Annotated in this window: 37 protein-coding genes; all 37 read left to right on the top strand. The window is 46.2% G+C overall.

What is annotated here, in order from left to right; translation table 11 throughout:
• The first annotated feature begins 336 nt into the window (after positions 1–336).
• Positions 337–882 carry a site-specific integrase gene (locus tag MKY95_RS23235; protein WP_110893689.1) on the top strand — a complete coding sequence of 182 codons (546 nt, stop codon included), beginning with the start codon at positions 337–339 and terminating at the stop codon, positions 880–882.
• Positions 883–1,024: 142 nt separating this feature from the next.
• Complete coding sequence (locus tag MKY95_RS23230) at positions 1,025–1,306, top strand: hypothetical protein (RefSeq protein WP_339194610.1); 282 nt, start codon at positions 1,025–1,027, stop codon at positions 1,304–1,306.
• Between the two features lie 197 nt (positions 1,307–1,503).
• Positions 1,504–1,860 (top strand): hypothetical protein, encoded by a 357-nt coding sequence (locus tag MKY95_RS23225; protein ID WP_339194608.1) that lies wholly within the window; start codon positions 1,504–1,506, stop codon positions 1,858–1,860.
• Positions 1,850–2,221 carry an HNH endonuclease signature motif containing protein gene (locus tag MKY95_RS23220; protein ID WP_339194606.1) on the top strand — a complete coding sequence of 124 codons (372 nt, stop codon included), beginning with the start codon at positions 1,850–1,852 and terminating at the stop codon, positions 2,219–2,221. The genes MKY95_RS23225 and MKY95_RS23220 overlap by 11 nt, the downstream gene beginning before the upstream one ends.
• Before the next feature lie 14 nt (positions 2,222–2,235).
• Complete coding sequence (locus MKY95_RS23215) at positions 2,236–2,511, top strand: hypothetical protein (RefSeq protein WP_339194603.1); 276 nt, start codon at positions 2,236–2,238, stop codon at positions 2,509–2,511.
• 227 nt (positions 2,512–2,738) lie between these two features.
• Entirely contained in the window at positions 2,739–3,272 is a 534-nt protein-coding gene (locus tag MKY95_RS23210; protein ID WP_339194600.1) for a phage terminase small subunit P27 family, read from the top strand.
• Complete coding sequence (locus MKY95_RS23205) at positions 3,272–5,005, top strand: terminase TerL endonuclease subunit (protein ID WP_339194597.1); 1,734 nt, start codon at positions 3,272–3,274, stop codon at positions 5,003–5,005. Before MKY95_RS23210 ends, MKY95_RS23205 begins: the two co-directional genes overlap by 1 nt.
• Complete coding sequence (locus MKY95_RS23200) at positions 5,002–5,199, top strand: hypothetical protein (RefSeq protein WP_339194595.1); 198 nt, start codon at positions 5,002–5,004, stop codon at positions 5,197–5,199. Before MKY95_RS23205 ends, MKY95_RS23200 begins: the two co-directional genes overlap by 4 nt.
• Positions 5,200–5,202: 3 nt before the next feature.
• Positions 5,203–6,498, top strand: coding sequence for a phage portal protein (locus MKY95_RS23195; RefSeq protein ID WP_339194592.1), 1,296 nt, complete (start codon positions 5,203–5,205; stop codon positions 6,496–6,498).
• Entirely contained in the window at positions 6,452–7,060 is a 609-nt protein-coding gene (locus MKY95_RS23190) for an HK97 family phage prohead protease (RefSeq protein WP_339194589.1), read from the top strand. Before MKY95_RS23195 ends, MKY95_RS23190 begins: the two co-directional genes overlap by 47 nt.
• Before the next feature lie 35 nt (positions 7,061–7,095).
• Positions 7,096–8,304: a phage major capsid protein gene (locus MKY95_RS23185; RefSeq protein ID WP_339200030.1), complete on the top strand. Its 1,209-nt coding sequence runs from the start codon at positions 7,096–7,098 to the stop codon at positions 8,302–8,304.
• A gap of 43 nt (positions 8,305–8,347) precedes the next feature.
• A complete protein-coding gene (locus MKY95_RS23180) occupies positions 8,348–8,623 on the top strand; it encodes a hypothetical protein (protein WP_339194587.1) in 276 nt (91 codons plus the stop codon).
• Positions 8,624–8,655: 32 nt separating this feature from the next.
• The gene (locus tag MKY95_RS23175) at positions 8,656–9,189 is read left to right on the top strand and encodes a phage gp6-like head-tail connector protein (RefSeq protein WP_339194585.1); all 534 of its coding nucleotides are present in this window, start codon (positions 8,656–8,658) and stop codon (positions 9,187–9,189) included.
• Positions 9,186–9,500 carry a hypothetical protein gene (locus tag MKY95_RS23170; RefSeq protein ID WP_339194582.1) on the top strand — a complete coding sequence of 105 codons (315 nt, stop codon included), beginning with the start codon at positions 9,186–9,188 and terminating at the stop codon, positions 9,498–9,500. The genes MKY95_RS23175 and MKY95_RS23170 overlap by 4 nt, the downstream gene beginning before the upstream one ends.
• Positions 9,497–9,904 carry a hypothetical protein gene (locus MKY95_RS23165; RefSeq protein ID WP_339194580.1) on the top strand — a complete coding sequence of 136 codons (408 nt, stop codon included), beginning with the start codon at positions 9,497–9,499 and terminating at the stop codon, positions 9,902–9,904. Before MKY95_RS23170 ends, MKY95_RS23165 begins: the two co-directional genes overlap by 4 nt.
• Positions 9,904–10,281, top strand: coding sequence for a minor capsid protein (locus tag MKY95_RS23160; RefSeq protein ID WP_339194578.1), 378 nt, complete (start codon positions 9,904–9,906; stop codon positions 10,279–10,281). The genes MKY95_RS23165 and MKY95_RS23160 overlap by 1 nt, the downstream gene beginning before the upstream one ends.
• On the top strand, positions 10,278–10,463 hold the full coding sequence (locus MKY95_RS23155) for a hypothetical protein (protein WP_339194575.1): 186 nt from the start codon (positions 10,278–10,280) through the stop codon (positions 10,461–10,463). The genes MKY95_RS23160 and MKY95_RS23155 overlap by 4 nt, the downstream gene beginning before the upstream one ends.
• A complete protein-coding gene (locus MKY95_RS23150; RefSeq protein WP_339194572.1) occupies positions 10,463–10,996 on the top strand; it encodes a hypothetical protein in 534 nt (177 codons plus the stop codon). Before MKY95_RS23155 ends, MKY95_RS23150 begins: the two co-directional genes overlap by 1 nt.
• Positions 10,997–11,054: 58 nt before the next feature.
• Complete coding sequence (locus MKY95_RS23145; RefSeq protein ID WP_339194569.1) at positions 11,055–11,471, top strand: hypothetical protein; 417 nt, start codon at positions 11,055–11,057, stop codon at positions 11,469–11,471.
• A gap of 26 nt (positions 11,472–11,497) precedes the next feature.
• Positions 11,498–11,770 carry a hypothetical protein gene (locus MKY95_RS23140; protein ID WP_339194567.1) on the top strand — a complete coding sequence of 91 codons (273 nt, stop codon included), beginning with the start codon at positions 11,498–11,500 and terminating at the stop codon, positions 11,768–11,770.
• On the top strand, positions 11,760–16,109 hold the full coding sequence (locus MKY95_RS23135; protein WP_339194564.1) for a phage tail tape measure protein: 4,350 nt from the start codon (positions 11,760–11,762) through the stop codon (positions 16,107–16,109). Before MKY95_RS23140 ends, MKY95_RS23135 begins: the two co-directional genes overlap by 11 nt.
• Before the next feature lie 4 nt (positions 16,110–16,113).
• Positions 16,114–16,674 carry a distal tail protein Dit gene (locus MKY95_RS23130; protein ID WP_339194562.1) on the top strand — a complete coding sequence of 187 codons (561 nt, stop codon included), beginning with the start codon at positions 16,114–16,116 and terminating at the stop codon, positions 16,672–16,674.
• A 4-nt stretch (positions 16,675–16,678) separates the two neighbouring features.
• Positions 16,679–17,116 carry a hypothetical protein gene (locus tag MKY95_RS23125; protein ID WP_339194560.1) on the top strand — a complete coding sequence of 146 codons (438 nt, stop codon included), beginning with the start codon at positions 16,679–16,681 and terminating at the stop codon, positions 17,114–17,116.
• Between the two features lie 13 nt (positions 17,117–17,129).
• Positions 17,130–18,305: a tail fiber protein gene (locus MKY95_RS23120; RefSeq protein ID WP_339194557.1), complete on the top strand. Its 1,176-nt coding sequence runs from the start codon at positions 17,130–17,132 to the stop codon at positions 18,303–18,305.
• Between the two features lie 12 nt (positions 18,306–18,317).
• Positions 18,318–18,743, top strand: coding sequence for a hypothetical protein (locus tag MKY95_RS23115; protein WP_339194554.1), 426 nt, complete (start codon positions 18,318–18,320; stop codon positions 18,741–18,743).
• Positions 18,744–18,793: 50 nt separating this feature from the next.
• A complete protein-coding gene (locus tag MKY95_RS23110; protein WP_268745236.1) occupies positions 18,794–18,925 on the top strand; it encodes a hypothetical protein in 132 nt (43 codons plus the stop codon).
• A gap of 55 nt (positions 18,926–18,980) precedes the next feature.
• Positions 18,981–19,502 (top strand): hypothetical protein, encoded by a 522-nt coding sequence (locus MKY95_RS23105; RefSeq protein ID WP_339194552.1) that lies wholly within the window; start codon positions 18,981–18,983, stop codon positions 19,500–19,502.
• 10 nt (positions 19,503–19,512) lie between these two features.
• On the top strand, positions 19,513–21,633 hold the full coding sequence (locus MKY95_RS23100; RefSeq protein ID WP_339194550.1) for a prophage endopeptidase tail family protein: 2,121 nt from the start codon (positions 19,513–19,515) through the stop codon (positions 21,631–21,633).
• A gap of 42 nt (positions 21,634–21,675) precedes the next feature.
• On the top strand, positions 21,676–22,242 hold the full coding sequence (locus MKY95_RS23095) for a copper amine oxidase (RefSeq protein ID WP_339194548.1): 567 nt from the start codon (positions 21,676–21,678) through the stop codon (positions 22,240–22,242).
• Between the two features lie 68 nt (positions 22,243–22,310).
• Positions 22,311–22,499 (top strand): hypothetical protein, encoded by a 189-nt coding sequence (locus MKY95_RS23090; protein WP_339194545.1) that lies wholly within the window; start codon positions 22,311–22,313, stop codon positions 22,497–22,499.
• Between the two features lie 34 nt (positions 22,500–22,533).
• The gene (locus MKY95_RS23085; RefSeq protein ID WP_339194543.1) at positions 22,534–22,989 is read left to right on the top strand and encodes a phage holin family protein; all 456 of its coding nucleotides are present in this window, start codon (positions 22,534–22,536) and stop codon (positions 22,987–22,989) included.
• A gap of 15 nt (positions 22,990–23,004) precedes the next feature.
• Entirely contained in the window at positions 23,005–23,856 is an 852-nt protein-coding gene (locus MKY95_RS23080; protein ID WP_339194540.1) for a peptidoglycan recognition family protein, read from the top strand.
• Between the two features lie 100 nt (positions 23,857–23,956).
• Positions 23,957–24,286 carry a YolD-like family protein gene (locus tag MKY95_RS23075; RefSeq protein ID WP_339194537.1) on the top strand — a complete coding sequence of 110 codons (330 nt, stop codon included), beginning with the start codon at positions 23,957–23,959 and terminating at the stop codon, positions 24,284–24,286.
• A 217-nt stretch (positions 24,287–24,503) separates the two neighbouring features.
• Complete coding sequence (locus tag MKY95_RS23070) at positions 24,504–25,001, top strand: hypothetical protein (protein WP_339194535.1); 498 nt, start codon at positions 24,504–24,506, stop codon at positions 24,999–25,001.
• A complete protein-coding gene (locus tag MKY95_RS23065) occupies positions 24,998–25,543 on the top strand; it encodes an accessory gene regulator B family protein (protein WP_339194532.1) in 546 nt (181 codons plus the stop codon). The genes MKY95_RS23070 and MKY95_RS23065 overlap by 4 nt, the downstream gene beginning before the upstream one ends.
• 125 nt (positions 25,544–25,668) lie before the next feature.
• Positions 25,669–26,040: a hypothetical protein gene (locus tag MKY95_RS23060; protein ID WP_339194530.1), complete on the top strand. Its 372-nt coding sequence runs from the start codon at positions 25,669–25,671 to the stop codon at positions 26,038–26,040.
• A 540-nt stretch (positions 26,041–26,580) separates the two neighbouring features.
• Complete coding sequence (locus tag MKY95_RS23055; protein ID WP_339194528.1) at positions 26,581–26,733, top strand: hypothetical protein; 153 nt, start codon at positions 26,581–26,583, stop codon at positions 26,731–26,733.
• Positions 26,734–26,741: the final 8 nt, after the last annotated feature.

Raw genomic sequence — 26,741 nt, 5'->3', positions numbered from 1 at the left:
AAAGTGACGGTTGATCAGTTATACACTAGGCACATAGAAGGGAATTGAATCCTTCCGGTGTGCCTAGTGCCCGTTATCGCGCTAGGACTCGACTGTGCTGTGGGACCTTGTGTCCTTAGACGTGGATCGTCAAGGGTGCAGTGTGGGGATAGGGTTAGATTCCCTAAACCCGCTCCATCCGGGCGGTTATATAAATACGGATTATTTTATGGCCTTTCAGGAAACGGTGGGTTCGAGTCCCAACAAGGCCGGATAAAATTTTCTTGATAGTCTTTGAGAGTCATTCGGAGGGTTACCGGATGGCTCTTTTCTTTTTTAACAGGGAGGTGATGGCTGGTGAACATTGTTCAGCCGATCCGTGACCCAGCCATGATCGAGGAAATAAAGGAGTTCTTTGGAGCCAAGAGCAAGCGAAACCGAATGATGTTCGTGTTTGGGATCAATACCGGATACCGAATACAAGACATGTTGAAGGTTCGCAAGCGCGATGTGATGGGTGAGCATATAGTCATGATCGAGATGAAGACAGGCAAGAAGCGGTGGCTGCAAGTCAACCCGGTATTGAGACGGGAACTGAAAGAGTATACCGCTAACCTTAATGACGATGATTATCTGTTTCCATCCAGGCAAGGGAAGAACAAGCCGATCAAACGGGACATGGCATACAAGATCATGAATGAAGCTGCCGAAGAATTTAAGCTGAAGGATATCGGCACACACACCATGAGGAAGACATTCGGCTATCACATGTATCAGAAAACCAAGGATATTACATTAGTGCGTAAGCTGCTTAACCATGCGTCAGAGGCCATCACGTTCCGTTATATCGGAATGGATCAGGACATGATGGATTCAGCTATGAATCGCTTTGGCGGCCTATGAGTTATTCATAAAAACACAGTGTATAACTCGTTTTCTGAAAGCGAGATAAACCCTTGGTATATCTAAGGAAATTGACGGTGTTCCAGTTATGCAAAATATATAGATATGAATAACTCATTGAGGAAGATAAGGAGGAATGACAGTGAGCGCATTACAAGAAGGCCAAGAGCCTGAAGGTGAAAGAACATGGGACGAGTTCAGAAAGAGTGGGATGCTCTGGTGGACAAATATGATCCTTCAAACGTTCGGCTGGTGCATAACCGTTGAAGTTGATAAGGATAACCGTGAGAAGGTGTTGCGTGCGTATCCAGAGCGGGTGAAGTTCCGGGGATTCCCTGAGCGTGCAAACACTGAAGGGTATATTGCCGTAAGTGATTACATGAAGGCAAATGCCAAGCAACTGGCAGATGAGGCGAGAGATTAGTCATGATCAACAAAGGAATACGAAAGATACCAGCCGTCCCTATCGTATCCAAGCTACAGCCTGAGCAATGCAGAGGCTGCGTTTGGGGATCGTGGGCAGGGAGTAAGCAGGTTTGCATGATGCCAGTCTGCAAGAAAGGGTGATTCAATATGGTTGGATACAAACATGAAGTAGCATGTATTGATTGCGGATGGCTAATGAGAACGTTTGATGATGGCGCACGTTGTCGGAGATGTGCCGGGTCGGTTGTACCAACGGGCAAAGTTAAGCCAGGGACTCCACTCGTGCAAGAACAACTGCCAATAGTGATTCACTCTGTGAGGAACAATCATTCATCATTCTATTCGGACGATGGTCAAGCGGCTGTGGAATTAAAAGGATGTAGAGTCGAAGCTACACTGATATTGCCGCAAGGAGAAGTAACAAGCGAGTACCACATCGGTGTGCAGGATATCGTGTTTAACTCAGGCGTGCCAGACATTGAGACAACCATAAGAAGATTTATCAAAGGCATGTGCAGACTCATAGACGGATCAGATCCTGATGCCGATTAAACTCAAGCGGCCATGTAATCATCCTGGTTGTCCTGAGCTATCGAGTGAGGCATACTGTCCAACACATAAGCGAGAGCGAGCAAGAGAGATAGACCAGAGGCGAGGCACATCCACACAGCGTGGATACAACGGGCAGTGGCGTAAGGCCAGAGAAGGATACTTGCGTAAGCATCCTATATGTGTGGAGTGTGAGTCGCAAGGACAAGGCACGCCGGCTACTGTGGTCGATCACATCACACCACACAAAGGCGATGACACATTGTTCTGGGATTCAAGCAACTGGCAAGCGTTATGCAAGAGATGCCATGACATCAAGACCGTGACCAAGGACGGCGGCTTTGGCAACGATGTAAGGCCGTGAATGGAGGTGGGCCAATGATCAAGCGATACTATAGCGAATTGACCAAAGAGTTTGATAAGCAACAGAAAAACCTGGATGCAGATAAATGGGCAATCTTCTCAGCTGCTTTAAACAGGGAACTGAGAGAATACACTGCTGACATGAATCCGAAGCACCCGCTGCATCATCCAGCGTTCCACGCCTTCAGACTATGGCAAGATTACAACGCCAAATTGAGAGGCGACAAGCTGAGCGACGAGTGGGAAAAGCGAGTTGCAGAAAGCAGACTCATTCTGAATGGATTGAAATAATGCACACGTCATCAGACGGGCAGAAATGCCCTTCTAAGCCATCTAATAAAAATGAAGGCAAATGCCTGAACGAAACCAAAAGGGGGCAGGGGGGTGTCAGAAATTTCGTAGGGCGGGGTGAAAAACCGGCTGGGGCGTCTCGTGTAAAAAAAATTCCCTAAATGAAATTTCGGAATTAGGGTTGGCGCTGGATTTAGCTTCCAGAAAAACAGAAGGGAGGGGGTGTCATGGCGAGGCCGCGTCAACCGATTGACTTATTGCTGTACAAGGGACAGAAGAATCTGACCAAGCAAGAAATTGAGGAACGGAAGTCCGCCGAGATAAAAGCACCATCCGATAAAATACGAGCACCATCATATTTGCCAAAAGATTTGCGCCGAGATTTCAAGAAGATTTCTGATGAGTTGATTGCCATCGGAATCATGTCCAATCTGGATGTGGATGCCCTATGCCGTTATCTGATTTCCCGTAAGCTCTACCTTCAGGTTACAAACGAGCTGCTGAATCGAAGCCCAATTGTGCAGTATGAACAATCGGAAGATGACAGCGTGGACGGAGAGTTGATTCCAGGTACAAAAACGGTAGAGATATTTAGTAGTATTTACGCAGACCTTACGCTTAACCAGGACAAGTTTTTCAAACAGTGCCGTCAAGCTGCGAGTGACTTGGGTCTCACGATTTCTTCGAGATGCAAACTGGTTGTGCCGAAGAAAGAGGAAAAGGGGCCAACAGAATTTGATGAAAGGTTCGGGGATGTGTAGTGATCAAGCAATATTTGATCGACTATTCCCGAGATGTAATTGACGGGCATGTCGTAGCGTGTCAGAAGCACATATGGGCGTGTATGCGATTTATAAAGGACATTGGTCGGGAGAACACACCTGATTTCCCTTACGTTTTCGATGAAGACAAGGCCATGCGATTCTTCGAGTGGATGAACCTCTTCCGGCATACAAAAGGGCCGCTTCAAGGGCAAAGGATTGTTCCACACGATATCCAGTATTTTATATTCGGAAACATTTACGGATGGGTTCATGTGGACACAGGGTATCGCCGTTTCAGATACGCATATTGGCAGGTCGGGCGTAAAAATGCCAAATCCCAATCCTTGGGCGTTGTAGCTTCCTACGAAACAGCGGCTATGGGCGAAGGAATGGCTGAGGTTTATTGCGCTGCTACAAAGAAAGATCAGGCCAAGATTGTTTGGAACGAAACCAAGGTCATGATTGAACGGTGTCCAGAGCTACGAACCAAGTTCAAAACCACTTATGGGGTCATTCGTCATCCTAAGAGTGAATCTATCATGAAGCCACTCAGTAAAGAGGACGGCAAAAAGGGTGATGGCTACAACCCACAATGCGGTATCGTGGATGAATATCATGCCCATGAAACGACCGAAATGTATGACGTTATTGACTCAGGGATGATCTCACGTACTCAGCCATTGATGATGATCATCACAACGGCCGGAGAGAACTTGAACAGTCCATGTTACCGGATCGAATACGAAATGGTTTCTCGTCTCCTGGACCCGAACGATGAGGGCACCGAGAACGATGACTATTTTGCGATGGTAAATGAGCTGGACAAAGACGAAGACGGAAATGTGATTGATGACATCGCAGATGAAAAGGTATGGGAAAAAGCCAATCCTATAGCAGCATCCCATGAAGTGGGCAGGGCGAGCATTCGAAAAAGGTTGAAAAACGCTTTAAATGCTCCAGAGAAAATGAACGACTTCTTGACCAAAAACATGAATATTTGGGTCAATGGCGGCGAGAAAAAATACATGCGAATGGATGCATGGGCTGCTTGTGGAACAAATGAAACTGTTGATGCTAAAGGTTTAGAAGCATATGTTGGTGTGGATATGTCAATGAAAACAGACCTTTCATCCGCAGTCTTTGAATTCCAGCTTCCAGATGGACGATTTCTTGTTAGGCAACGTTCTTTCATTCCTGGCGACACGCTGGAACGCAAGAAAAAAACCGATAAAGTCCCTTATGATCTTTGGATCAAAAAGGGATGGCTTGAAGTAATTCCTGGACCCGTTGTGGATCAAACATATATTGAAAATTGGATCGTTAAAGCGTCTGAGGAATGGGCCTGCGCGATTAAGGAAATATGTTATGACCCATACCAAGCCACGCAGTTTGCTATTCAGATGTCCGATCGTGGTTATGAGATTGTGGAGATCCGGCAAGGGATACAAACGTTGTCTGAGCCAATCAAAGGATTCAGAGAATTAGTCCTTCAAAAGAAAATTGTTCACGAGAAGGATCAGTTGTTGACCTGGGCAATGAGTAATGCAGTTTTAAAGGTTGACCAAAAGGAAAACGTATTGCTGGACAAAGCGAAGTCCACCAATCGGATAGATCCGGTAGCGGCAACCATTGATGCGCACGTCCGGGCGATTTTCGCTGAACCGAAAATGGATGTTTCTGAGTTTGCGAACGAAGATATGTTGAAACAACTGTGGGGTGATGGAAATTGAATAGAATCGTAACGTTTCTGCGCGACTTTGCGGAGGATTATTTGTTGTTGCTGGGTGTGTTTCTTATCAACCTGGCAACTTATCGGATCAGCGTTACGGCGGGGCTATACTGCACCGGAGCATTTTGTTTGGTTGCGGGTGTCCTTGTGGCTTTTATGGCTAGATTACCACCGCGCCGGACAGGGGGTGATTGATAAATGTTCTTCAGGAAAGTGCTCGAACAACGTAGCGTGCCGACCGAAGTTGGATTGAATGACCGAAAATTTCTGGAGATGCTTGGAATTGATTCGGCCGGGGTTAATGTGCGCGGAAAAGGCGCTATGAAGATTGAAACAGTTTACACATGCATCAAAATATTATCCGAAACTGTGGCAAAACTGCCACTAAAGATATACCAATCGGATGAAAATGACATTACAAAAGGTACGAAGCATTACCTGTATCCGCTACTTAAGCTGCAACCTAACCCGTTAATGTCTTCCATCAACTTTTTCAAGGCGCTGGAAGCTTCGCGAGCCTTTGGGAATGCCTATGCCAATATTGAATTTGATCAACGAACAGGCAGGGTTGTTGCCCTATGGCCCTTGGATAGGGAAAAGGTGACCGTGATTATTGATGACATTGGTTTACTGAACACTCGGACCAGGTTATGGTACCAAGTTAATGTGGGTGGAGAATTGAGGAAGATCCCAGCACATGAGATGCTCCACTTCTTAGGAAACGTCACCCTGGATGGGCTTGTTGGGGTGCCAACCATGGAGTACTTGAAAGGTACGGTAGAGAACGCAGCTTCAGCCGGGAAATTCATTAATAACTTCTACAAAAATGGCCTTCAGACCAAAGGTTTGATTCAATACACGGGCAGTTTAGACGAACCAGCAAAAAAAGTTTTCCGAGAACAGTTCGAATCCATGTCATCAGGTTTGAAAAACAGTCATCGGGTGTCGCTGTTGCCATTCGGGTATCAATTTACGCCGATCAGCATGAGCATGACGGATGCCCAATTTCTCGAAAATACGGAACTGACCATTCGGCAGCTGGCTGCGGCTTTTGGAATTAAGATGCATCAGCTAAATGATCTGGATCGGTCCACGCACAGCAATAACGAGCAGCAACAACAGCAATTTTATACGGATACCATGTTGCCAATCTTGACCACGTATGAACAGGAGATTACACGGAAGCTATTTTTGGACCGTGAAATCGATGATGGGTATTTTGTGCGCTTCAATGTGGATGCTGTGCTGCGTGCTGACTTCAAAACGCGGATGGACGCTTTGGACAAAGCTGTTAAAGGTAGCATTATGTCTCCTGATGAGGCGAGGGCAAAAGAAAACTTGCCACCGATGCCAGGGGGAAACAGATTGTACGCTAACGGCAATGTGATCCCACTCGAAAATGCAGGCATTCAGTATAAGAAAGGGGGTGAAGGAACTGGAAAAGACGATGCCAAAGCCGACAAAGGAGACAAGAGCTCTCCCGGTAGCGCTTGAAATTCGCGCTGATGAAGAAAACGGCAAACGGACCATAACCGGTTCAATCAAATACGATACTGATTCCAATGAGATGCGAGATTGGTACGGAGATACATTCGTTGAACAGATTGCGTCCGGTGCATTCACGGACAGTATCAAAAATCGTGGGGTTGTAGGCTTGTGGAGTCATGATACTTCCCAAGTGCTTGGGAATACCAAGTCGGGCACATTGCGTCTGAATGATGGTTCAACTGAACTGCGTTTTGAGTTGGATATCCCGGATACAACCGTGGGGAACGACGCTTGGGCGTTAATACAACGTGGTGACGTGGACGGGATGTCATTTGGAATGAAAGTGACCAAGGATAAATGGTCCAGCGAAAAACGCGATGATGGAACAAAGGTCTACAAGCGCAGCATCTTAAATGCCGATTTGTTTGAGATCAGCCCTGTTGCTTTCCCGGCATATCCAAGCAATGAGGTAACAGCTCGATCCTTGGAAGACTTCAAGGCTGAAGAAGCTCGCGCAGGCTTGAATGCTGAAAAAGAAAATATCTTGATGGAACTGGACCTGATTTAAAGGCCAGTTTTTTGTTTGACCAAATAATTCATGAGGTGATCCATTTGAGAAAAGAACTTCGCGCTCTTTTAGACGCAATTGAACAAAAGAAACAAGAAATTCGTACCATGGTTTCACAAGATAAGACAGCGGAAGCGAATAACGAAATGGCAGAAGTTCGTAAAATGCAAGAGAAAGCTAATGTATTGCGGGAGTTGGAGGAAGACGAAACACGCGATTACGGTAATAACGGCGGTCAGCCTCTGGGCGAACCGAACAATCTGACCAAACGCGAAGATGCTGAGCTTGAACAAGAATACCGCAGTGTTTTCATGAAAGGTGTAAGACGCCGTGATGTCAGTTCAGAAGAACGCAGCATTATCACTGAATATGAGCGCAGAACTGTTATGCATGAGGGCGGGGCGTCCGGTCAGGCAACCGGGGATGCTTCACTAATCATTCCGCAGGACATCCAAACTCGAATCAACACAGTTTCCCGTCAGTTTATTGATTTGAGTCAATACATCACTGTTGAAGATGTTGCTACACTTTCCGGCTCCCGTGTAATCGAAAAAGATGCCGAATATGTACCATTCCCATTGATTGAGGAATATGGGGTAATTCCGGAATCTGACACACCTCAGTTCATCCCATTGAAATACGCGGTAACGAAACGCGGCGGCATTCTCCCTTTAACAAACGAACTGCTGGCCGATTCGGATCAAAATATTATCAGTTACATCAGTACGTGGATTGGTAAAAAGGCTGTGGCAACTCGGAACTCGCTGATTATGACAGAACTGAACAAGCTGGCTAAAAAACCACTTGCGGATTTGGATGCAGTAAAACGAGTAATAAATCTTGGTCTTGATCCGGCCATCAGCGAACGCAGCATTATTCTGACGAATCAACATGGCTTTGCTTGGTTGGACGAACAGAAGGATGCTAATGGGCGATACCTGTTGGTTGATGACATTACACAGCCAGGGAAAAAGCTGTTCAAAGGCCGTCAGGTTGTCGTAGCTTCGAACAGAATGCTTCCAGGGGATACAGCAGGCGGAACAGCTCCGTTTATTGTCGGAGACCTGAAACAGCTCCTAGTGTTGTACTCTCGCAAGTTTTATGAGCTTGCAAGTACTAAAGAGGGCGGCAGCGCCTTTACCCGTGATACAACCGACCTGAGAGCTATCATGCGCCAAGACATCAAGACTTGGGATTCGGGTGCGGCTGTATTTGGTCAACTTGACGTTTCGGCAATCGTTTAAGGCGGGATAACCGCCTTTTATTCTTTTCTGGGAGGGAAAAATAATGGCTAAAGCAACTGCAAAAATTTTGAAATATCCCGTTTTAGAGGTTTTTAGGGATAAAGAGACAAAGAAGAAATATCCGGTTGGGTCGGAGTATGAGACAGATGATCAGGATCGGGCTGAGTATCTCAAAGAATTCGGATATCTTGGCGAACCTGTTACGGATGATGATTCAGGGAAGACGTTGGATGATGAAGTGACGGTGAAACCGGATGATAAAAATCCTGATCCGGCAGAATTTGAATCCAAAACCAATAGTAAGGCAGACAAGGAATAGTCATGCTGGCAACCGTCAGTAGATTAAAAAAGATGCTCTATATCCCTGACGCAGATAACAGCCAGGACGATGAATTAAATTTCGCCTTGCTTGCTGCTTCTGATGCCATTGAGAGCCATTGTAGACGAAAGTTCGCAAAAGGCACATACACAGAGCGCCGTACCGGCACAGAATCCAAACATCTGTCCCTTCGGAATTTCCCGATCCATGAAATCACTGAAATAACAGGTCCACATGGGCCAGTAGTCGGGTATACAGAACTAGATGATGGAATATTGTTCAGGTCTGAGGGATGGCCTAGGGGTGAATATAAGATTTTGGCCTCCTACGTTGGCGGCTACGAGCTTCCAAGTGATAATCCAGACTCTAACCCATCCACACTACCAAACACGCTGGAAATGGCCTGTCTGATGCTTGCCAAAATGATGCACACAGGCCAGTGGGGCAAATTGTCTGAACGGATCGATGGCGAGTACACAGCAACGTTCGATAAGGCTGAGCGAGAAACCGACTTGCCTCCAGCCATTCAAGCGCTCTGTGACCGTCACGTTTGGAGGTTGGGATGATGTATAGGGATGTTGTCAAAATCAAGCGCAAGCCGGACGGCAGTGATCCGTGGGCAGGAGGATCTTCAGGAGATCAGCCGGAAGCGTTCCGGGCGAGGGTTACATTCGCAACACAGCGGGTTATAGGCGAGAATGGGCAGGAAGTAACCAGTTCTGTCCATATTCGTATGCCAGGAATAGTTTCGGTTGGATACGGTGATGAAGTCACATTCACTGAACCAGCAGGCACGGAGAAGACCAAGAAAATCATCTCCTACAAGGTGCCGCGAAACTTGGAAGGACAGTTCATGATGACGGTGGTCCACTTATGAGCATAGAAATCAACGCAAGTGCTTTTCTAAAGCAGTTGGATTTGCTGAATGACAGGGCGGTTGCAGCGGCCCAGCGCGGTGTTTTGCTAGCAGTGGATGAATTGGGTGATGAATCCCACGGATTGGCACCAAAGGGAAAGGGAGGGGTACTGCGGCGTTCGCAACGAGTCGAAGTTGAAACAAAGTCAGGACTTCGAATCACCGCAACACTATCGTATTCAGCTACTCGGGCAACGAAATCGGGACACCAGTTTAACTATGCTCTTTTTCTTCATGAGGTTGCCGACTTCGATCCGACAACACCAGGGACGGGCCCTAAGTTTCTGGAGCGTCCGTTAAAGGCGAGATCCAGACGGTTTTTGAAGATCATCGCGGATGAAGTGAAGAAGGAGATGCATTTGTAATGCTAAAACCCAAGCAACTGGCGGACATGCTGCAATCCGAGAAGCCTTTCAGGTATTATGCCAATGAATTTCCGACTGGATCTCCAGATGCAGCAGCTTGGATACGTCTGACTGGCGGGTATCCAGCGTCCGAGTGGTCGCCAAGGAAACAGCCTTCCATGCAGATCTTGGTGAGAGGCCCAGAAAAAGAGGCGGTACGAATTGAACAGCACGCCTATGAACTGTATGACCATTTGCATCAACGCCGGGAGTTTTATGCCGGTGACAGCTTAATACGAGAATGCACGGCCGATCAATCGAATCCGCTCTATGTGGGCAGGGACGAAAACGATCGGCTTTTGTATTCTCTAAACTTTACATTGGTGGTGATGGGATGAAGAAGGTGGAGCTGACGAAAAGAGACATTCAGGTCAATGTAGGCACGAAAGATAACCCGGATTACAAAACTGCTGGTGATACTGTCGAACTGACTAATGAATCGGCGGCGAAGATGATTGAATTGGGGTACGGCAAGGAAGTTAAAGAAACAAAATCTACCGTGAAAGAGGGTCAATCCTAATGGCAGGAGTAAATGCAGAAAAAATCAAACTTGGACCATGTAAGGTTGTGTTTGGTGAGGGTTCCGATCAAGTTGAATTTGGAACAACCAAAGGCGGCGTGGTCCTCACGTACGAGGAAGGGTCCCGGGAAGTGACGATGGATCAGACGGGAACAACGCCGTTGAAAGAGATTATTACAGGGCGTAACGCTAGTGTTGCGGTGCCTTTTGGTGAATACGACTTGGATAAGTTGTTGGCAGTCCTGCCGGGTTCCCGATTGGTCGTAGATGCAACAGACCCTACAAAAAGAAAAGTGGTGGTCAATGCAACCAAGGTCATTGATCTGCTGAAGTACGCGAAGAAAATGACACTGATTCCACTGGCAGAAGGAACAACACCGGAGGATTATATTACACTGCCTATGGCCGCGCCTCGTGCGAATCTGAACTACACGTTCGATTACGATAACGAGTTGATTACCAATGTTACGTTCAAAGGTTTTCCGAATCAAGACGGTGACGTAATTGAGTTTGGTGACCCAGACGTAGCCTAATACCACATAAGACGAAGCGGGGCCAATGGCTCCGCTTTTGTCATTTAAGGAGGACCCTATGTTCAATAAATTTAAAAAAGAGAACGTTGCAGGAACGCCGGACCATGTTTTTTTTGGGGACAAGCGTGTCGAAATCCCACGCCTGAGTGTGGGCAAGTGGTTGTCTATGATGGAGCGAGTTGAGACGTTGCCTCAGCTTATCGCAAATGCCGTATCTGCACGTAATACTGAAATGTTTCTGCCTACATTAATGGTTGGCAGCTTATTGGCGATGGAAGAAGCGATATCCTTGATTGCGGTCCTTTCAGATGCGAGCGAGGACGAAGTGAGGGAAGCGGACCTGGTTCAATTACATGACTTTTTAAAATACACGATTGAAAAGAACAACCTGGAGGAAGCTGCAAAAAAGTACCGCGCCGCAATCCAGTCGGTCATGCAAAAAATGCAAGGCGTAGCCAAGAAGAACTCACCTTAACAAACTGGATGTTGGAGGCATCGTTGTTGCTTGGGGTGACGCCGCAAGTACTGAGAGATCAGTACGAGGTTTTAGACTTGCCTATGCTTTTATTCCGGCAGACCCAAAAGATTGCGGAGGATCGAATGGCGCAGTTGCACATTGCAATGGGTCCGAACATGACAGAAGAAAGCTTCAAAGGGCTGGTTGAAATGCTGGGGTGGCCGTTGCAGGAACAACAGGAAAACAAAGATGAGTTTGACGCTCATGCGCTGCGTGCCTTACGCGAACGGATAGGAGGGAGGAATCATGGCGGTTAATGAAACGGTCGGCGGTATCCAGGCTAAGCTGGAGCTAGATGCGGACGGATTTAAAAAAGGGATGAACGAAGCCAAGCAGGACATGCGCAGCATGACGGATGAGTCCAAGAAATTCAACCAAGATTTCAGATCCGTATCCAAGTCGCTACGGGATGTTGGCGTGGATTCAAAAGAGATCCGTAAAATTAAAACTGAACTCCTCGCGGCCAAACCGGAAGTTCTTGAAAAGCAGCTCAAAAACTTGGAATCACAATTGCAGGCGATGGGTGCAAGCTCGGAACAGATTGGTAGTATCTTTGAGCAAATCAAAGAGCAAGGAGAAGCTATCGAATCAACGACTGAGGCCATTGGAGGCATGGATATTCAGTTTGAGCAGGCCGGAACCTCTGCAAGTGATTTAGTCAAAGAGATCCACGGTGTGGGTGCTGCTTATGTTGCTTATGCGGCAGCGGTTGGTCTAATGATTAAAAGTTCAGTAGATATGTCCGCGCAGTTCGAGCAGGCTATGGCAAAGGTTAAGGCCATTAGCCAAGCCACGGCGAAGGAATTTGAATTATTAAGGCAACAAGCTATCGAGCTCGGAGCAACTACCGTGTTCACCTCTAGCCAAGCCGCAGAAGCACAGTCGTTCTTGGCGATGGCCGGTTTTAAAACCAAGGAGATCATGGAAGCCATGCCGGGCGTGCTGTCGCTTGCGGCGGCGGGACAGATGGAGATTGCCCGCACGGCCGACATTGCTTCCAACATCCTCACCGGATTTAGGCTATCGGCTGATCAAACATCAAGCGTAGTGGACGTTCTGGCTAAAGCCATGACCTCAAGTAATACGAATATTGAGCAATTGGGCTATGCGATGAAATATGTGGCTCCTATTGCCGCTTCACTTGGTATGTCCATTGAAGAGGCTGCGGCATCGGTTGGCGAGTTGTCCAATGCGGGTATCCAAGGTGAGATGGCAGGTACGCAGCTCAGGGCGATGCTATTGCGTCTGGCTACGCCAACCAAAGAAGCACAATTCTATATGGATAAACTCGGCGTAACCACGAAGGATGCGGCGGGGAATATCCTTCCGTTTGCAAACATCATCGGTCAATTCGAGACATCATTTAAAAAGCTGACCCAATCCCAACAAGCCCAGGTGGCAGCATCTATTGCAGGCACAGAAGCAGCATCCGGTTTCCTTACCCTGATCAGCACAGGGCAATCACAATTGGAGTCGTTCACTGAAGAGCTTGAAAATTCCGGTGGCGCTGCCGATCAACTTGCCAAGACACAGATGGATACCTTGAAAGGATCTATCGAGGAATTCAAATCGGCCATGGAAGCTGTAGCGATAACGATTGGTGACAAATTCGCGCCAACAGTTAGACAAGTAACGGACCTGGTTACGGGATTGATGTTGTCGTTCAATAATTTGAGTCCAAGCACACAGAATGCCATTGTAGCGTTTGTGGCTATGTCGTCCATTGTGGCAGGCGGAACGGTGGCTGTGTATGCCCTACGCACAGCGTTGATTGCTCTTCAGGTAGCATTTCCACCATTGCTTGCTGCATCACTTGCTATTGGTGCAGTTGCGGCGGCTACAGCTTATTTCAGAGGGAAAACAGATGAGGCGGTTGTTTCAGCTCAACAATTCGCACAGGCTCAAGAAGAAGTTAACCAAGCGCTTGGGAAAAGCCCTTTGACTAGAACGGTTCAAGAGGTTCAGGATTTGCAAGACCGAACAGAAAAATTAAACGTTGTTTTGGAGGAACGCGCTGTACTCCAAGAACGATTAAATGAAATCGAAACTTTGCAATCTGAAGGTTTGGGAACGCCGCAATTGGTAAACGAGTTGTTTGAAATAAACGATCAACTCGCGGAAATGGATCAGAAGCTGCGAGATATGGGCTTTGATGGCGTGGAGCAAGCGCAGCTCAAGCTGGAGCAAATGAAAGATACGATTGATGAATCAGTACCGGCATTGTTGAAAATGAAAGATGCCGAAATTACTGATTTGGCGGCCAAGTACCAAAAGGTCGAAGCGATGGAAAAGCTAACGGCCAAATACAAAGAATTATCTTCAGCTCAGACGTTGGATGCATCGCAAAAGCAGGAATTGATCAACACCACGGAGCAACTGAAGAAGCAATATCCAGATTTGAACGCTCTGCAAGATGAATCCGGACGGATCACGATTAAGAATATCGACATCATTGAGGACCATATCAGCGCAGAACGCAGTTTCATTGATATGTCGGCCAAAGCAGCCAACGCCTACCTGACACACCTGGAAGCGATGGCAAAGGCCAACAAAGCATCAGTGGAAGCTCAGATAAAGAACTTTGAAGCGCTGGCCCGTGCAATGAGCGCCGTCAGTAAGGCCAACAACACAAATCCGATGTTCAAAAATAAGGTCACGGGTATCGGCGGGGTGAGCGCAAACCCTACGTTCGAGAACTTCGCTAACGGCGGAGTGGACGAACAACTTACAGGACTCTATGACAAACAGAATATTGCTACTCAGAATCTATTGGAGGTTCAACGAGCAAAGGATTCACTAACATCGGGCGAGGCCTTCAAACCAGTGTCTGGCGGCGGCATTGACTTGTCCAAACCTGAGAAAGAAAAGAAAGCCAAAACGGCCAAAGCTAAGAAGGAGAAGAAAGGGAAATCCGATGCTGAACTTGCTGCAGAAGCTAGGAAGAAAGCCTTTGACGCCGAAATGGCTACGGTACGGTACCAGGCCGATATGTATGATTGGTCTGCTGAAAAACAGATTGATGCGTACAACAAGGTTGCTTCAAAGCACAAACAGCATCTGAAAGAGACGGTAGAGGATCAGCGGACCTTGAATCTACAGATCAAACGTCTTCAGGAGGATAGTGTCAAATCCCGGTATGAATTTTCCGCGGAATGGATCGATAAAGATCAGCGCCGAATGGAAGAGTCGGGAAAAACGGAAGTCCAAATGGCTACGGCTAAGCTAAGTGCATGGACGCGTGTCCGGGATCGATACAAAAAAGATTCGGAGCAATACAAAAAGGCCGATGAACAGGTGTACCAATCCAAAAAGGAACTAACGCGGCAGCTTGAAGCTGAGGAACGAAAACAATACCAAGCCTCATCCGAATGGATCACCAAAGAAGAACGCCGCATGGATGATTCCGGGAAAACAGAGCAAGAGATTTTAAAGATGAAGTTGGAGGCATGGACGCGTGTTCGGGACCGATACAAAAAGGATTCCGAACTTTACAAGCAGGCTGACGAACAGGTATATCAAACCCGTAAAGCGTTGCTTCAGCAAACACAAAAGGAAACTGAAACGCTGCTCAAAAAGCAGAAGACCGCTGTTAATGATGCCAAGAAGGCCGAACTAGCGGCTATTGATGCGCGCAAAAAGGCGTTTGTTGATGCTCAGAATGAAAAGATCAAAGCCATTGATGATCTGATTAAGAAGGAGCAGGAAGCGAACAACGATGCGGATTATGAAACGGAGCTTGCGAAGAAGCGGGCGCGGGTGGATCTGCTCAGTACGGCAGTGAGTCCGGAAGGAATCAAAGAACGGAATGACCTGATAGCTGAGATTGAACGTATGCAGCTTGAGCATTCGCGCGACTTGCGGAAAAGGGATCTGGAAGATCAGAAAGACAAGCTTGAGGATGAGAAATCCGAACAAGAAAAGGCGTTTGATGACGAAAAAACAGCAACGGAAGCCCGTTATGATGCATTGGCCCAAGCTTTTGAGGAACATGGGAATGACGTCAAATTGATCGAGAGTGCTGTTCAAGATTTCCGAGTCAACGCGAGCAAAGAAGCTAATGACCAAATCCTAACGGACCTAGATACCTTTGTAAGCCAATATCAGTCTAAGATGTCCTCTGTATCCAATCTGACTGGAAACTCGCAGCAGGCGCTAGATTTACAGGAGTACAACGCAAACAAGGATGCATATAACGCAGCCAAGGCCGCAGGGAACAAAACTGAGATGCAGCGACTGTCTCAACGCAATCAGGCGATACGTGATCTATACAAAATCGATAAGGATACAGGCAAGATGGATAGTTTCGATGTGGGCGGCGTGGTTCCGGGTGCTCCTGGACAGCCTATGCAGGCCGTTGTACATGGCGAGGAAGCCATCTTCAACCGACACCAGCTCAACAATCTATTCCGATTGCTGGAGGTTCCAAAACTTACACTCAAACCCGAACAAGCTCCAGCGCCTGCCGCTCAGGTAACGAACCATATTGACTTGTCCACGGATACAGTCGTTCTGGAAGACAAGGCGGACATGGATATGTACAACAATGGCAAAGAGCGGTTGGCACGGAGTCTACAGCGACTTGGAATGAAGGGGTGACGATTTGAGTTATGACATTGATGTAAAAGTGAATGGGCAATGGATCTCGGAGCTTGGCGCAGTACTGGTCGGGAGAACATTGCCCACCTTGCCTGAAGCTGAGGAAAACACGGTCAAGCTCGCCGGGAGAGATGGAGAACTGGATTTCGGATCAACATACGCCACGCGGCCACTTGAGTTGAGTTTCTATGTCATGGGTGACCGGACAGAGTATCACGGAATTGTGAACAGACTGGCGAACGTCTTCCATGCTAAACGCGGGGATCTGGAGTTGATCTTTTCGGACATACCCAAAAAGAGATACATGGCCCAATACCGGGATTCAGTTGATTACGATCAATCTTCGGTGAATCACCAGGTGAATTTTCCGCTCAAGATGTACGATCCGTTCCCGGAGTCCAGCACAGAGTTTGTTTTTGAAACGACTGTTACCCAACGATCAGCGGTAGTTAATATTCCATCTTCAGGCGATATTCCTACGCCTCCAAAGATGGTACTGACCAATGTAGGCTCTACCACGATCCGAAATTTGAGACTGACCAATGAATATTTATTAGAGGGGTGAACCGATGAACATCAGTAAGTTTTTAGCGACCAAACAACTGAATGTATCAGCAAGAGGGGAAAAATTCACATTCCCAGATAGGTTATATGTCGCTCTTTATAATTCCGATCCGACCTGGAATGATACGGGGCAAGAGGTGTCCGGTGGAGGTTACGGCAGGCAGGTACTCACCTTTGCTGAACCGGCTCAAGTTACTGTCCAAGAGTTTCACCCAGTTACCGGGGTCTTGAGCAATATACAAAAGATGTCCATCAAATCTGCGGCAGATGTAGCTTTTGCGGTAGCGACAGCCAATTGGGGCACAGTTACACACTTTGGACTGCGGGACGCTGTTACGGGTGGAAACCTTTATTATTTCGGTACGCTGGAAACACCACGAAGCATTTTAAATAATGACATTTTCAAGTTTTTAACTGGGCAAGTGGAGATCCGGTTGAACTAAGGAGGTATAAACGATGATCAAAACAATGTATCCGGCTGCGGTCAACAGCAGGCAGACGGAGCTGGCGACAGACATTGACGACACTCAGACCAGTTTCACGGTGCTGGATGGTTCTTTATTACCTCCTGCGCCGAACCTACTAACGCTGGGAACGGATGAATCGGCCGAAACGGTACTTTATACCGGGAAGACCGGAAATGAGATTACAGGAGTAACCAGAGGGTTTGAGAGTGGGGCAGTGTCATGGGCAGCAGGAACAAAGCTAGCAAGATTCTTCACGGCGCATGACCATGATACATTTCGGGAAAACATTGCTGATCTTGATCAACGACTGAGCGATATTGTGATACCTCCTGCATCTTTGACAGAACAGGGAATTGTTATGCTTTCGAAATCTACAACAGGTAACAGGGATGACGTAGCTGCTACAGAGTCGGCAGTAGCTGCGGCTTTTCAAGCTGGAGTTGAACGTAAAGCGGAAGTGGTTGCCGCGCTTAACTCCATAGGTGTATCGGCATCCACTAGCGAATCGTGGGATTCGCTCATTGCTAAGGTGTCCGGGGTGATCCGGGCGACAGGAACAGCCACAGTGGCACAAGTGTTATCGGGAGCAACTTTCTCAAATCTTACTGGCAATAACCGAACAGGAACAATGGCGAACAATGGTGCGGGCGGGACGATAACTCCAGGGATAGCCAATCAAACAAAAGCGGCTGGATACTATAGTAGCGCAATGACGATCTTGGGTAGCGCAAATTTATTAGCTGCGAACATTAAGAATGGGATAAATATATTTGGCGTGATTGGCACATTGAACGAAGGTGTGCGATATGCGACAGGCGTATCAGGCTTCTCTACATCTGTAATGCTGTTCACCAAAACAGATAGTTCGCAAACAAATTCATACTATTTACAAGTGAATGGTTTAGCATTCAAGCCGAAAATTATTGTCATCACAATGCAGTCAACTGTTAATGCTGATCCAGGTTCAGGTCCATACCCTCAAAGTTCAGTCTATACTGAACTTCCAACTAGGAGGAATGTCGGCTATTCAACGGTCACCACTGGTAAGGGAGATATGTACTATGTTGAAGGAACGCAAGCGTTTGTGAACGAAACGGGGTTCCGACTTCCTATAAGCATCCATTTAACTAACATCAACTTAACCTGGCATGCATTTGACATTTAAGGAGGTTCAGCAATGAAGATAGGCAGAAAAGTTTATTACGAAAAAGGAACCGGCAATGTGATATGGGTTACTGACCAACGAATGGGTATGGTAGTTGAAACAACTGTAGAACAAGACTTCGCTTTCTATTCAGCATTGGCCGGACGAGTGCCTGAAACGGTAGGCTTGTTGCAATTGGAATTCAATGATTATTCGGCTGATTATGATGCCGGTGGACAAATCACTTGGATTGATCTGGAGTCAATGGAACCTTTATTCACCTATGCAGATCCGACCGATCCAGAGACGCCACAGGAACCACGTCCGGCACTCAGTAAACAGGTGGAAACACTCATGCAGGACAACACACTTTTGAAGGCTCAAAGCAAGGCGCTTGCGGATCGGGCTGCGTTCACTGATGATGTAATCGCTGAAATAGCGATAGAGGTATATGGATGATCCAGCGTGTATTATTCTGGCTGCTTCTGCGCTTGGAAGGAGGTGATAACATGGTAGCTATGTTCTTTGCACAACGTATTATTTTCGGCACAACTGAGTACAAGACAGTTCCTACTTCTCTTCGAGCACAAGTTGACGCTATTCTGACCGAAAGTGGAGTTGAATTTCTGATTGAGAAGTAACCGGCACGCCCAATAACGGAGCGTGTTTTTATTTTGTCCAAAAGGGGTGGAGGCCATGTTTAACAGAGGGGCTTTTAACCGCATGGCCTTTAACCGCCAAATATCCGTATTCGTCTTTGGCCGGGCAGTTGCTGATATATCAGGATCTGCTGTAGCTGCTGCATCGATGGAAATGACGGGTTCGGCGGTTATGGATGTCAATGCGGGAGCGGCAGGTGATTTTGTCCGTGAAATATCCTTTACGGCTGTTATGGACGTAGCTGCTGGCACCAAGGCGGATTTCATTCGAGAGATTACCAAACGGGCTGTAATGGATGTTGGTTTTGGTGCAGTCGCCAAGGGGAGTCGGTACCATGTGGAGTTTCTTGAATTCACCGGACCATTCCGGCCAGGCGACAAAATCGAAATTGACGCCAAAACATTCCGCATTACTCAAAACGGAATCAATGCGGCAGGCCTCATGGAAGGTGATTTTTTCAATCTCAATGTAGGCGATAACCGAATCACATATACAGATCCAGAAACAAACCGCCAGGTGCTACTGAGAATCACGCATCGGGACCGGTTCTTGTATTAGGAGGATGTCCATGAAATACCTGAAGGTACTGGACAAGGATTTAAAACCAGAGGGATACTTAACCCATGCATATGAAGTAGAACGGCGGAGACGGCTCAATTCTGATTATGAGCTGTCTTTTTTTGTGCCTATGACATCGGATGATTACCGAGAGAAAATCAGGATCAAGGGCCATGTGATGGACGAGAACGGCCAGTACTATGTAATCCAAACGCGGGAACGTGTTCGGGATGGCAAGAAACTTACAGCGCGGATCGTGTGTACGCATATCATGTTCAAGATGAATGAATTCAAAGTGCCGTATGACCAGTATCTTGAAGAGGCATATGGGGTCCATATCAGCCAAATGATTTCCCGTCTCTCACCGATCATGAACAATAAGTACACGTTTCGGATAGATGACGTATTTGAATTGCAGGACATTAAGGATTGGGGCCGTACAACGGCACTGGAGGCATTCAACCATATCGTCAGATCCTACGGGGCTGAGGTGTGGGCAGATAACTTCACCATTCATTTGCGAAAGCGTGTGGGTGAGGACAACGGCAAGCAGTACCGGATCGGCAAAGATATCATTCAGGATCAGTTCAAGGATGAAGGTTCTAACCTGGTTACCCGGATGTACAGTCAGATGAAAGATGGCCGGACGTTTATTGGCATGTCCACGGACTATCTGACAGCGGAAGAATTAAGCCTGTTGCAAGGTGTTCCAGGAGCGATCCAAAACGGAAAACTCACTGTGAACTATCTGATATCGCCTTACGCCCAGTACTGGACCAACACGACAAACCCTTTTTTCGATGGCGAAATGATTGACCAGGACATCGAAGATCCGGAGAAGCTGCTGAAGGCTACCCGGGAGGAATTGCGCAAGAAAGAGATTCCGGAAATCGAGATAGCCATTAACGCTGCGGACATCCATAAGATAGACCGGATCGAGTCGCCACCTGACATGGGTGATATCGTATACGCCTATGACCCAGAAATGGAAATGCCCAATATCGAAATGCGGGTTATGGAAATGACTGAGTATCCGTTTTCGATGGACAAACATACACAAGTGGTTCTGGCCAACTTCAAGGTTCAGGACTATGACGACATCATTGCGGACCTGGAACGATCCAAACGGATTATGAATGACTTGCTATCTGGCGGTAAGATCCGAACGGATGTATTTGAGACATTCGCCAAGCAGGCTGTTATTGATATCAACAATTCCAAAACAGAGATCATATACGATCAGAGAGGCATATTGCTTCAGAGCAAGGCGATTGCCCGGAACCAGGTCATACTGACGTCAGACGGTATTATGTTGTCTACAGACGGAGGGTTGACGCCAAGGGTTGCCATTACAGCTAACGGCGTTGTGGCTGAAGCTATACGGGGCGTACTGGGTGATTTTGTGTCTATGGTCATTGGTAGCGGCAACTTGGTTACTAAGATCAACACGCAAGGGATCAGCTCAGGGCACAACGATTACAACCAAGCGCCATTCCGTGTGGATATGCAGGGCAATGTAGTTGCACGTTCTATTAAACTCACTGGGGAAATAGAAAATTCTGAAATGTTCAGTTCTGTAATTAAAGCATCGAAGATTATCGGTAATGAGATTGAAGGTGGAACGATCACAGGGGCATTAATCCGAACAGCGGCAAGTGGTCGGCGTGTGGAACTGGATGTTCAGGGTTTTCGATCATTTGATAGCAGCGGAGTAAACAGGATACGAATTAATACAGGCAGTGATAATGGAGTTGCTGCAATATCATTCTTTGGATCTGGCGGGGCAAGCGCAGGAGAGATTAATACGTATCAGAACAGTGGCGGATTATCTATTATAAGTAACGACCTTATTATAGGATCGAACAATACAGGGAATCCAATAAGGTTGCAAGGGGCACCAATCATTGCAGGCCCTGCTGAATTTCGCAGTTCAGTTATTTTCAATGGTTCAATTACGGGATTGAAAATGACTGACATAACGGGACTCCAAGCTGAATTAAGCTCTATATGGGCAGCTTTAAATAGCAAGGCATCTTCAAGTCACACCCATTCCGTTACACTGCCTACACACAACCATGGTATTGCAGGGGCGTCGAATTGGGGTGGAACCTTCACAACATCAGCTCCGTAATGTATCATAATAGGAAAAATGACCCAATACGGAGGATGAGTTGTGAAAAATTTTACTCACAAATTTGCGTACATTGCAGGCGGGATAATTATCGGAATTATCTTTTCGACATCGGCGGGAGCCTTCGCTGATTCAGTTAAAAGCATGGTTGGGAAAAAGGTTACTGGGGAATATTCAGTTGTGGTTAACGGAAAAAGCTTATCTGATAAGGGCGCTGTGATTGATAGCAAGGCAAATGTTCCTGCAAGATCATTATCTGAGGCATTAGGAGCTGATGTATCTGTGTCCGGGAAAACTATCTATATTACTACAGACGAAGGTCAGGAAGGGACGAGCGTCTCACCATCCACGCCTTCTTCAAGCAACGAGTACAGCGGCAGAAGTAAGGCCGATCTCGAAGGTGTGAAAAAAGTATTAATCGAAAAGATTTTAGAACCAACAAAATCCGGACGAGAGCTTTTGTTAAAGGAATTGGCCGATGCTGAGAAAAATGGTTCTGAGCAAGTTGTCGAAGCGAAGAAGAAACAAATTGCACTCTATGACGCTGATATCGAAAAGTATACCGCTGATCTAGAAAAGGTCGAAGCTGCGCTGGCAGAAATCAAATAACATATTACCCACATGAATGAGTCCGTTACCCACGGGCTCTTTTTTTATGCCTGAAAGGAGGCGAGATATTGAAGGCGACACATCAAGTAGTGATAACGGCTGATATTTCCCGGCCAGTTGAAGAGATCTCCGAAATCATTTCATTGTTCATCGGGATGCATCCAGCAGAGAAACAACAAGAGATTTTACAGGCAGTGGATCAGTCGGTAGGCGAGGCTTTAGCGGGATTGGTTTCAGATACAGCTTCAGATAAATAGAGAGAGAAAGTGGGGGATCACTATGCAAGAGGGAATGTCTAATTTTATTAAAATGGTATCGGCTGCCTTTGGGGCTGGCGTTGGGTACCTCTTTGGAGGGTGGAGCATCTTGATTAACTTACTTTTAATTTTAGTAGTAGTGGACTGGCTAACTGGTTGGACCGCAGCTTGGATCAAGCATGAGTTGCGTAGCAGGGTTGGATTCGAAGGGATCGCCCGTAAGGTTGCAATCTTCCTGGTAGTTACCATTGCGCATTTCATAGACTCAGCATTGGGCGGCACTGGTTACATCCAGGATGCCGTTATTTTCTTTTACCTCGCAAACGAATTGTTATCAGTAATTGAAAATATGGGTCGCATGGGAGTTCCTATGCCGGACGTGCTACGTAATGCGGTGAAGATTTTCGAGTCTAGAAGTGCAGTGCCAGAGAATCCGAATCTCCCAGATCCACCGCAAGAAGAAACAACTACTCAAAAACCCGCAGTGTAGAAAGGAGAGTTTAACTTGATCAGCAAAGGAAACTTCTTGTTGCTGGAACCATCCGAATTTAACGGGTGGCTTCAGAAACAGAAAATAACCAGGACAATAAACAAGCTACAGGTTCACCACACATGGTTGCCAAACTACAGCACTCGTAGGAATCAGGATCATTTCAGATGCTTGGAGGGCATCCGGACAACACACCTGGCAAACGGCTGGAACGGAACCGGACAGAATATCACAGTTTTCGAAGATGGGAAAATAGCAATCAGCTTGGATCGGGATCTGAACAAAACACCTGCGGGGATAAAAGGTGCTAACACGGGTGCGTTGTGTGTGGAGATCATTGGTAACTTTGATGTTGGCGGGGACTCGATGACAGACGAACAGAGACAAGTTGTACTGCACTTGTATGCTTGCTTGGCTATCAAACTCAATATCCCTGTAGATACGAATCACATCGTGTATCACGCTTGGTATACGTCTGCTGGGGATTGGTTGGGCGACTATATCCAAGGTCGATCCAGTAAGACGTGCCCGGGTACAAACTTTTTCGGACATGGGAACACTCGCTTGGCTGCGTCTCGCGAGTTTATTCCTGGCATTCAGGCGGAAGTGCAACGAATTAAGAATGGAGGTGAAGAACCGATGACAACGGCAGAGAAGAAAAAGATGGACGACTTGCAAGCCACTGTAGATGCTCAGGCCAAGTGGATCGAGTCCGAAAAAGCCAAATCCAACATGGAATGTCCAAGCTGGGCAAAGACTGCATACGAATACTACAAGCCGTTTATTGCTGACAGCAAAGGTAGTTACGACTTTTGGAGGCAACTTGTAATAAATTACCGGAAGGAAAACGGCATTAAGGTGCAATAAGTATAAGTGCATACTATTTCCGTAAATCCTATTGATAAAGAACGTATGTTCGCATATAATACAAACAAACGTACGTTCTTATCAATTGGAGGAATATTCTATGGGTAAACTTGAGGGTAACGGAATCTTTGAAAGTTCACGTATGATCTTGCCCGAACACCGCGAAGCAATGTTGCGGCATCAGAGGGAAAAACAACGTAGAGGGAAACCCATTCTGGATGAGCAAGCCATTGAGGAAATCATCCGGGCTTTAGCTGAATCTTTCCACGAAAAAACGAAGGTTGACTTGGTAGTCTTCAGCCCGTTTGATGACGAATATTATAGTGGAGTTGTAATTGGTATTAACCAGCGGATGGGTAGGGTCAACATGTTGTTAGAAGATTCCGAAAGGGAAATTCCGATTGCAGAAATAATCTCAGCTAACACCTGAAAAATGTATGATTTTGGCTATGTAATTGCCACTTCTTCCGGTATAATTAAAGTATAACTTTAATTGATCTGCGAAGGAGAAATGTACCATGTGGGAGCCAACCAGGTTCTTACTTTTTTCAACCCTTGAAACAATGTCGGCTTTTGCTCTAATGCTTGCTACCTTTAGAATAAAAGTCAAGAACTACATATGGCCTGGTTTGTTCGTAAGTTTGCTGATGAATTTACAAAGCTACCTCATGCGTGAAGAGGCATCGATGGCTGCTCTCGCTCCTGCGCTAAGTACAATTCTATTCATCCTCTTAATTACAACGGTTGTAAAAGTGCCTGTAATGTGGTCCTCGATAATCGCTATACTCGGAACATTTAGTTATACCGTAGTACAGACGATCATCCTGTTTGTTTTCTTCCAAGGTGTGGACACAAGTACGTTGGCTACATCTGTAGAAGGGTCTGCGCTACAAGCGGTTACAAGTATTGTTGCTCTTGGGGTGACGTACTTCTTACTGAAATTCAAGATCGGATTCACTGCTGACTTTGAAAAATTCAGGTTTAAATGGGAACATATCGGCGTTGTCGCATTTGTAGTGTTTTCACTGTTGGCATCTACACTAATGTTTTATATCAACAACATGTTTCTGGTTATTGTTCATATGGCCTTAGCTGTTGGGATGATCTTATACTACGCTATTCGGAAAGAGAGAGAAGAATATTGATAGAGACTGCCGCTTGGCGGATCGCCAAACATATTAAGGCTGTTGTCCCAAACCACCCAGCTCCAATTGAGAATTTGAACCACTCGCTTATTATTTCAATAAACTTCTTTACCGTAATAGGACTAGCTGTACTTGGCGCATTATTTACTGGTCACGGAAAAGATGCGGCTGTAATGTTGTTGGCCTTTGCTGTGTTACGGCAACTTACCGGTGGTTTGCATCTGGAATCAAGTACGTGGTGTGCGGTCGCCACTGCCGGCACGGCAACATTGTTGTCCTTGGTGACGTTAGATCAATTAACTACAACTGTATTAACAGTGGTCGGTCTGTTGTGTGTTATGGTTTTTGCCCCAGCGGGAATTGAGGATCAAACTATAATTCCTGAGCGATATTATCCGATATTAAAAGTAGTGGGGATGTTTATAATTGCTTCTAATTTCTGGGTAGGGTCTCCGTTTGCAGCCATTGCTTACTGCACTCAAGGAATTATGCTTGCAGCATATGTAATATTTAAAGGGGGTGAAAAACAAAATGAAAACTAAAATTTACTCTGCTGTAGCAACTGCACTTTCTGCTTTGGCTGTGATCTCTGTAATGCCAGCAAGCTTGGCGTGGGTATCCAATCCGAAACCCCCAAAAAATTTGCTTAATAAATAGGAGTGGTGAAATGTTATCTGTAACAACCAGCCAGGACGGCGGGAAAATTGAAGACATCCATATCGAGAACATATTCTATATGGCATGGGAGGGAACGATTGATCGTTCAATCATTTATTCCACCGAAGGCACCTATTATCTACCAGGACCAGTGAAGTACTGGTTGAATGCAATCAACAACATGGGGTATAAATTTCTTCACGTAGACAGAGCGACTATTATAAATACGGAGAATGTGGTCTCCGTGAACTCAATATATAAAGAAGCATATTTCGAAAGTGAAATTACCAAACACTCAGTACGTTGCGAAATAGTTAACCATAGATATAAAACATTTATGGAAGAACTTACAGTAATGAATCCGAGGGTTGTGTTGACATAAGGGCCGCTAACGCGGTCTTTTTTTGTTTATATGTACACATATTATATGTCGAATTACTGTCGAATATTGTAGAATTGTAGGACGAACTCAGCGACACCAATTCTTGTTTACAAGAGGCTAATAATGGGATTTAATAGAGATGTGAGGTATGAAATAAATGGATTTCGAGTGAGGTTGTTGGTCAATCTTTACCTGGGGTAAACTTTCTACCGGGGAGGGGCTTACGCCTCCGCCGTTCGCCTAGTCGTCCCATTCATGCAATTCTTCCATAGTACACCGGAGTATTCTTGCTGCATGGGCTGCATTTTGATACGAAAAGTACTTCTTTCCAGAAATAACCTGAGATATGAACCCTTCAGTCAGGTTCAGTTCTCTAGCAAGATCAGTCTGCTTGATCTTACGTTTGGCTAAGAGGTACGGCAAACGGCTTCTCCCCGGTACAGGGTTCATCCATTTACACCTCATGCCTAAATTATTCCACTTTTCATTATAGGGCATATCAATCGAACGCACAAATACATACTATAAAGGATGTGCAACATGAAAACACACCGTATTGACGTAAGCCAATCAATTAATCAGGAAATAGCAAAAAAACTTGCGCAGATTTTAGTATCCGCGCAAGGGGTATCGACTCCTGCTTATGTTACAATAGTTTCACCGACAACGGAACACACCGTGATTATCAATTAAACTTCAAA

The organism is Paenibacillus sp. FSL P4-0176 (assembly GCF_037975265.1).
Lineage (GTDB): Bacteria > Bacillota > Bacilli > Paenibacillales > Paenibacillaceae > Paenibacillus > Paenibacillus amylolyticus.
This window is presented reverse-complemented; position numbering and strand designations above follow the sequence as displayed.

What these genes read in the sequence shown, in the direction of transcription:
- MKY95_RS23225 (WP_339194608.1), top strand. Translation starts at nt 1,504, where the DNA reads ATGAGAACGTTTGATGATGGCGCACGTTGTCGGAGATGTGCCGGGTCG.
- MKY95_RS23220 (WP_339194606.1), top strand. Translation starts at nt 1,850, where the DNA reads ATGCCGATTAAACTCAAGCGGCCATGTAATCATCCTGGTTGTCCTGAG.
- MKY95_RS23215 (WP_339194603.1), top strand. Translation starts at nt 2,236, where the DNA reads ATGATCAAGCGATACTATAGCGAATTGACCAAAGAGTTTGATAAGCAA.
- MKY95_RS23210 (WP_339194600.1), top strand. Translation starts at nt 2,739, where the DNA reads ATGGCGAGGCCGCGTCAACCGATTGACTTATTGCTGTACAAGGGACAG.
- MKY95_RS23195 (WP_339194592.1), top strand. Translation starts at nt 5,203, where the DNA reads ATGTTCTTCAGGAAAGTGCTCGAACAACGTAGCGTGCCGACCGAAGTT.
- MKY95_RS23190 (WP_339194589.1), top strand. Translation starts at nt 6,452, where the DNA reads ATGCCAAAGCCGACAAAGGAGACAAGAGCTCTCCCGGTAGCGCTTGAA.
- MKY95_RS23180 (WP_339194587.1), top strand. Translation starts at nt 8,348, where the DNA reads ATGGCTAAAGCAACTGCAAAAATTTTGAAATATCCCGTTTTAGAGGTT.
- MKY95_RS23175 (WP_339194585.1), top strand. Translation starts at nt 8,656, where the DNA reads ATGCTCTATATCCCTGACGCAGATAACAGCCAGGACGATGAATTAAAT.
- MKY95_RS23170 (WP_339194582.1), top strand. Translation starts at nt 9,186, where the DNA reads ATGATGTATAGGGATGTTGTCAAAATCAAGCGCAAGCCGGACGGCAGT.
- MKY95_RS23165 (WP_339194580.1), top strand. Translation starts at nt 9,497, where the DNA reads ATGAGCATAGAAATCAACGCAAGTGCTTTTCTAAAGCAGTTGGATTTG.
- MKY95_RS23160 (WP_339194578.1), top strand. Translation starts at nt 9,904, where the DNA reads ATGCTAAAACCCAAGCAACTGGCGGACATGCTGCAATCCGAGAAGCCT.
- MKY95_RS23155 (WP_339194575.1), top strand. Translation starts at nt 10,278, where the DNA reads ATGAAGAAGGTGGAGCTGACGAAAAGAGACATTCAGGTCAATGTAGGC.
- MKY95_RS23150 (WP_339194572.1), top strand. Translation starts at nt 10,463, where the DNA reads ATGGCAGGAGTAAATGCAGAAAAAATCAAACTTGGACCATGTAAGGTT.
- MKY95_RS23145 (WP_339194569.1), top strand. Translation starts at nt 11,055, where the DNA reads ATGTTCAATAAATTTAAAAAAGAGAACGTTGCAGGAACGCCGGACCAT.
- MKY95_RS23135 (WP_339194564.1), top strand. Translation starts at nt 11,760, where the DNA reads ATGGCGGTTAATGAAACGGTCGGCGGTATCCAGGCTAAGCTGGAGCTA.
- MKY95_RS23125 (WP_339194560.1), top strand. Translation starts at nt 16,679, where the DNA reads ATGAACATCAGTAAGTTTTTAGCGACCAAACAACTGAATGTATCAGCA.
- MKY95_RS23120 (WP_339194557.1), top strand. Translation starts at nt 17,130, where the DNA reads ATGATCAAAACAATGTATCCGGCTGCGGTCAACAGCAGGCAGACGGAG.
- MKY95_RS23115 (WP_339194554.1), top strand. Translation starts at nt 18,318, where the DNA reads ATGAAGATAGGCAGAAAAGTTTATTACGAAAAAGGAACCGGCAATGTG.
- MKY95_RS23110 (WP_268745236.1), top strand. Translation starts at nt 18,794, where the DNA reads ATGGTAGCTATGTTCTTTGCACAACGTATTATTTTCGGCACAACTGAG.
- MKY95_RS23105 (WP_339194552.1), top strand. Translation starts at nt 18,981, where the DNA reads ATGTTTAACAGAGGGGCTTTTAACCGCATGGCCTTTAACCGCCAAATA.
- MKY95_RS23100 (WP_339194550.1), top strand. Translation starts at nt 19,513, where the DNA reads ATGAAATACCTGAAGGTACTGGACAAGGATTTAAAACCAGAGGGATAC.
- MKY95_RS23085 (WP_339194543.1), top strand. Translation starts at nt 22,534, where the DNA reads ATGTCTAATTTTATTAAAATGGTATCGGCTGCCTTTGGGGCTGGCGTT.
- MKY95_RS23075 (WP_339194537.1), top strand. Translation starts at nt 23,957, where the DNA reads ATGGGTAAACTTGAGGGTAACGGAATCTTTGAAAGTTCACGTATGATC.
- MKY95_RS23070 (WP_339194535.1), top strand. Translation starts at nt 24,504, where the DNA reads ATGAATTTACAAAGCTACCTCATGCGTGAAGAGGCATCGATGGCTGCT.
- MKY95_RS23060 (WP_339194530.1), top strand. Translation starts at nt 25,669, where the DNA reads ATGTTATCTGTAACAACCAGCCAGGACGGCGGGAAAATTGAAGACATC.
- MKY95_RS23055 (WP_339194528.1), top strand. Translation starts at nt 26,581, where the DNA reads ATGAAAACACACCGTATTGACGTAAGCCAATCAATTAATCAGGAAATA.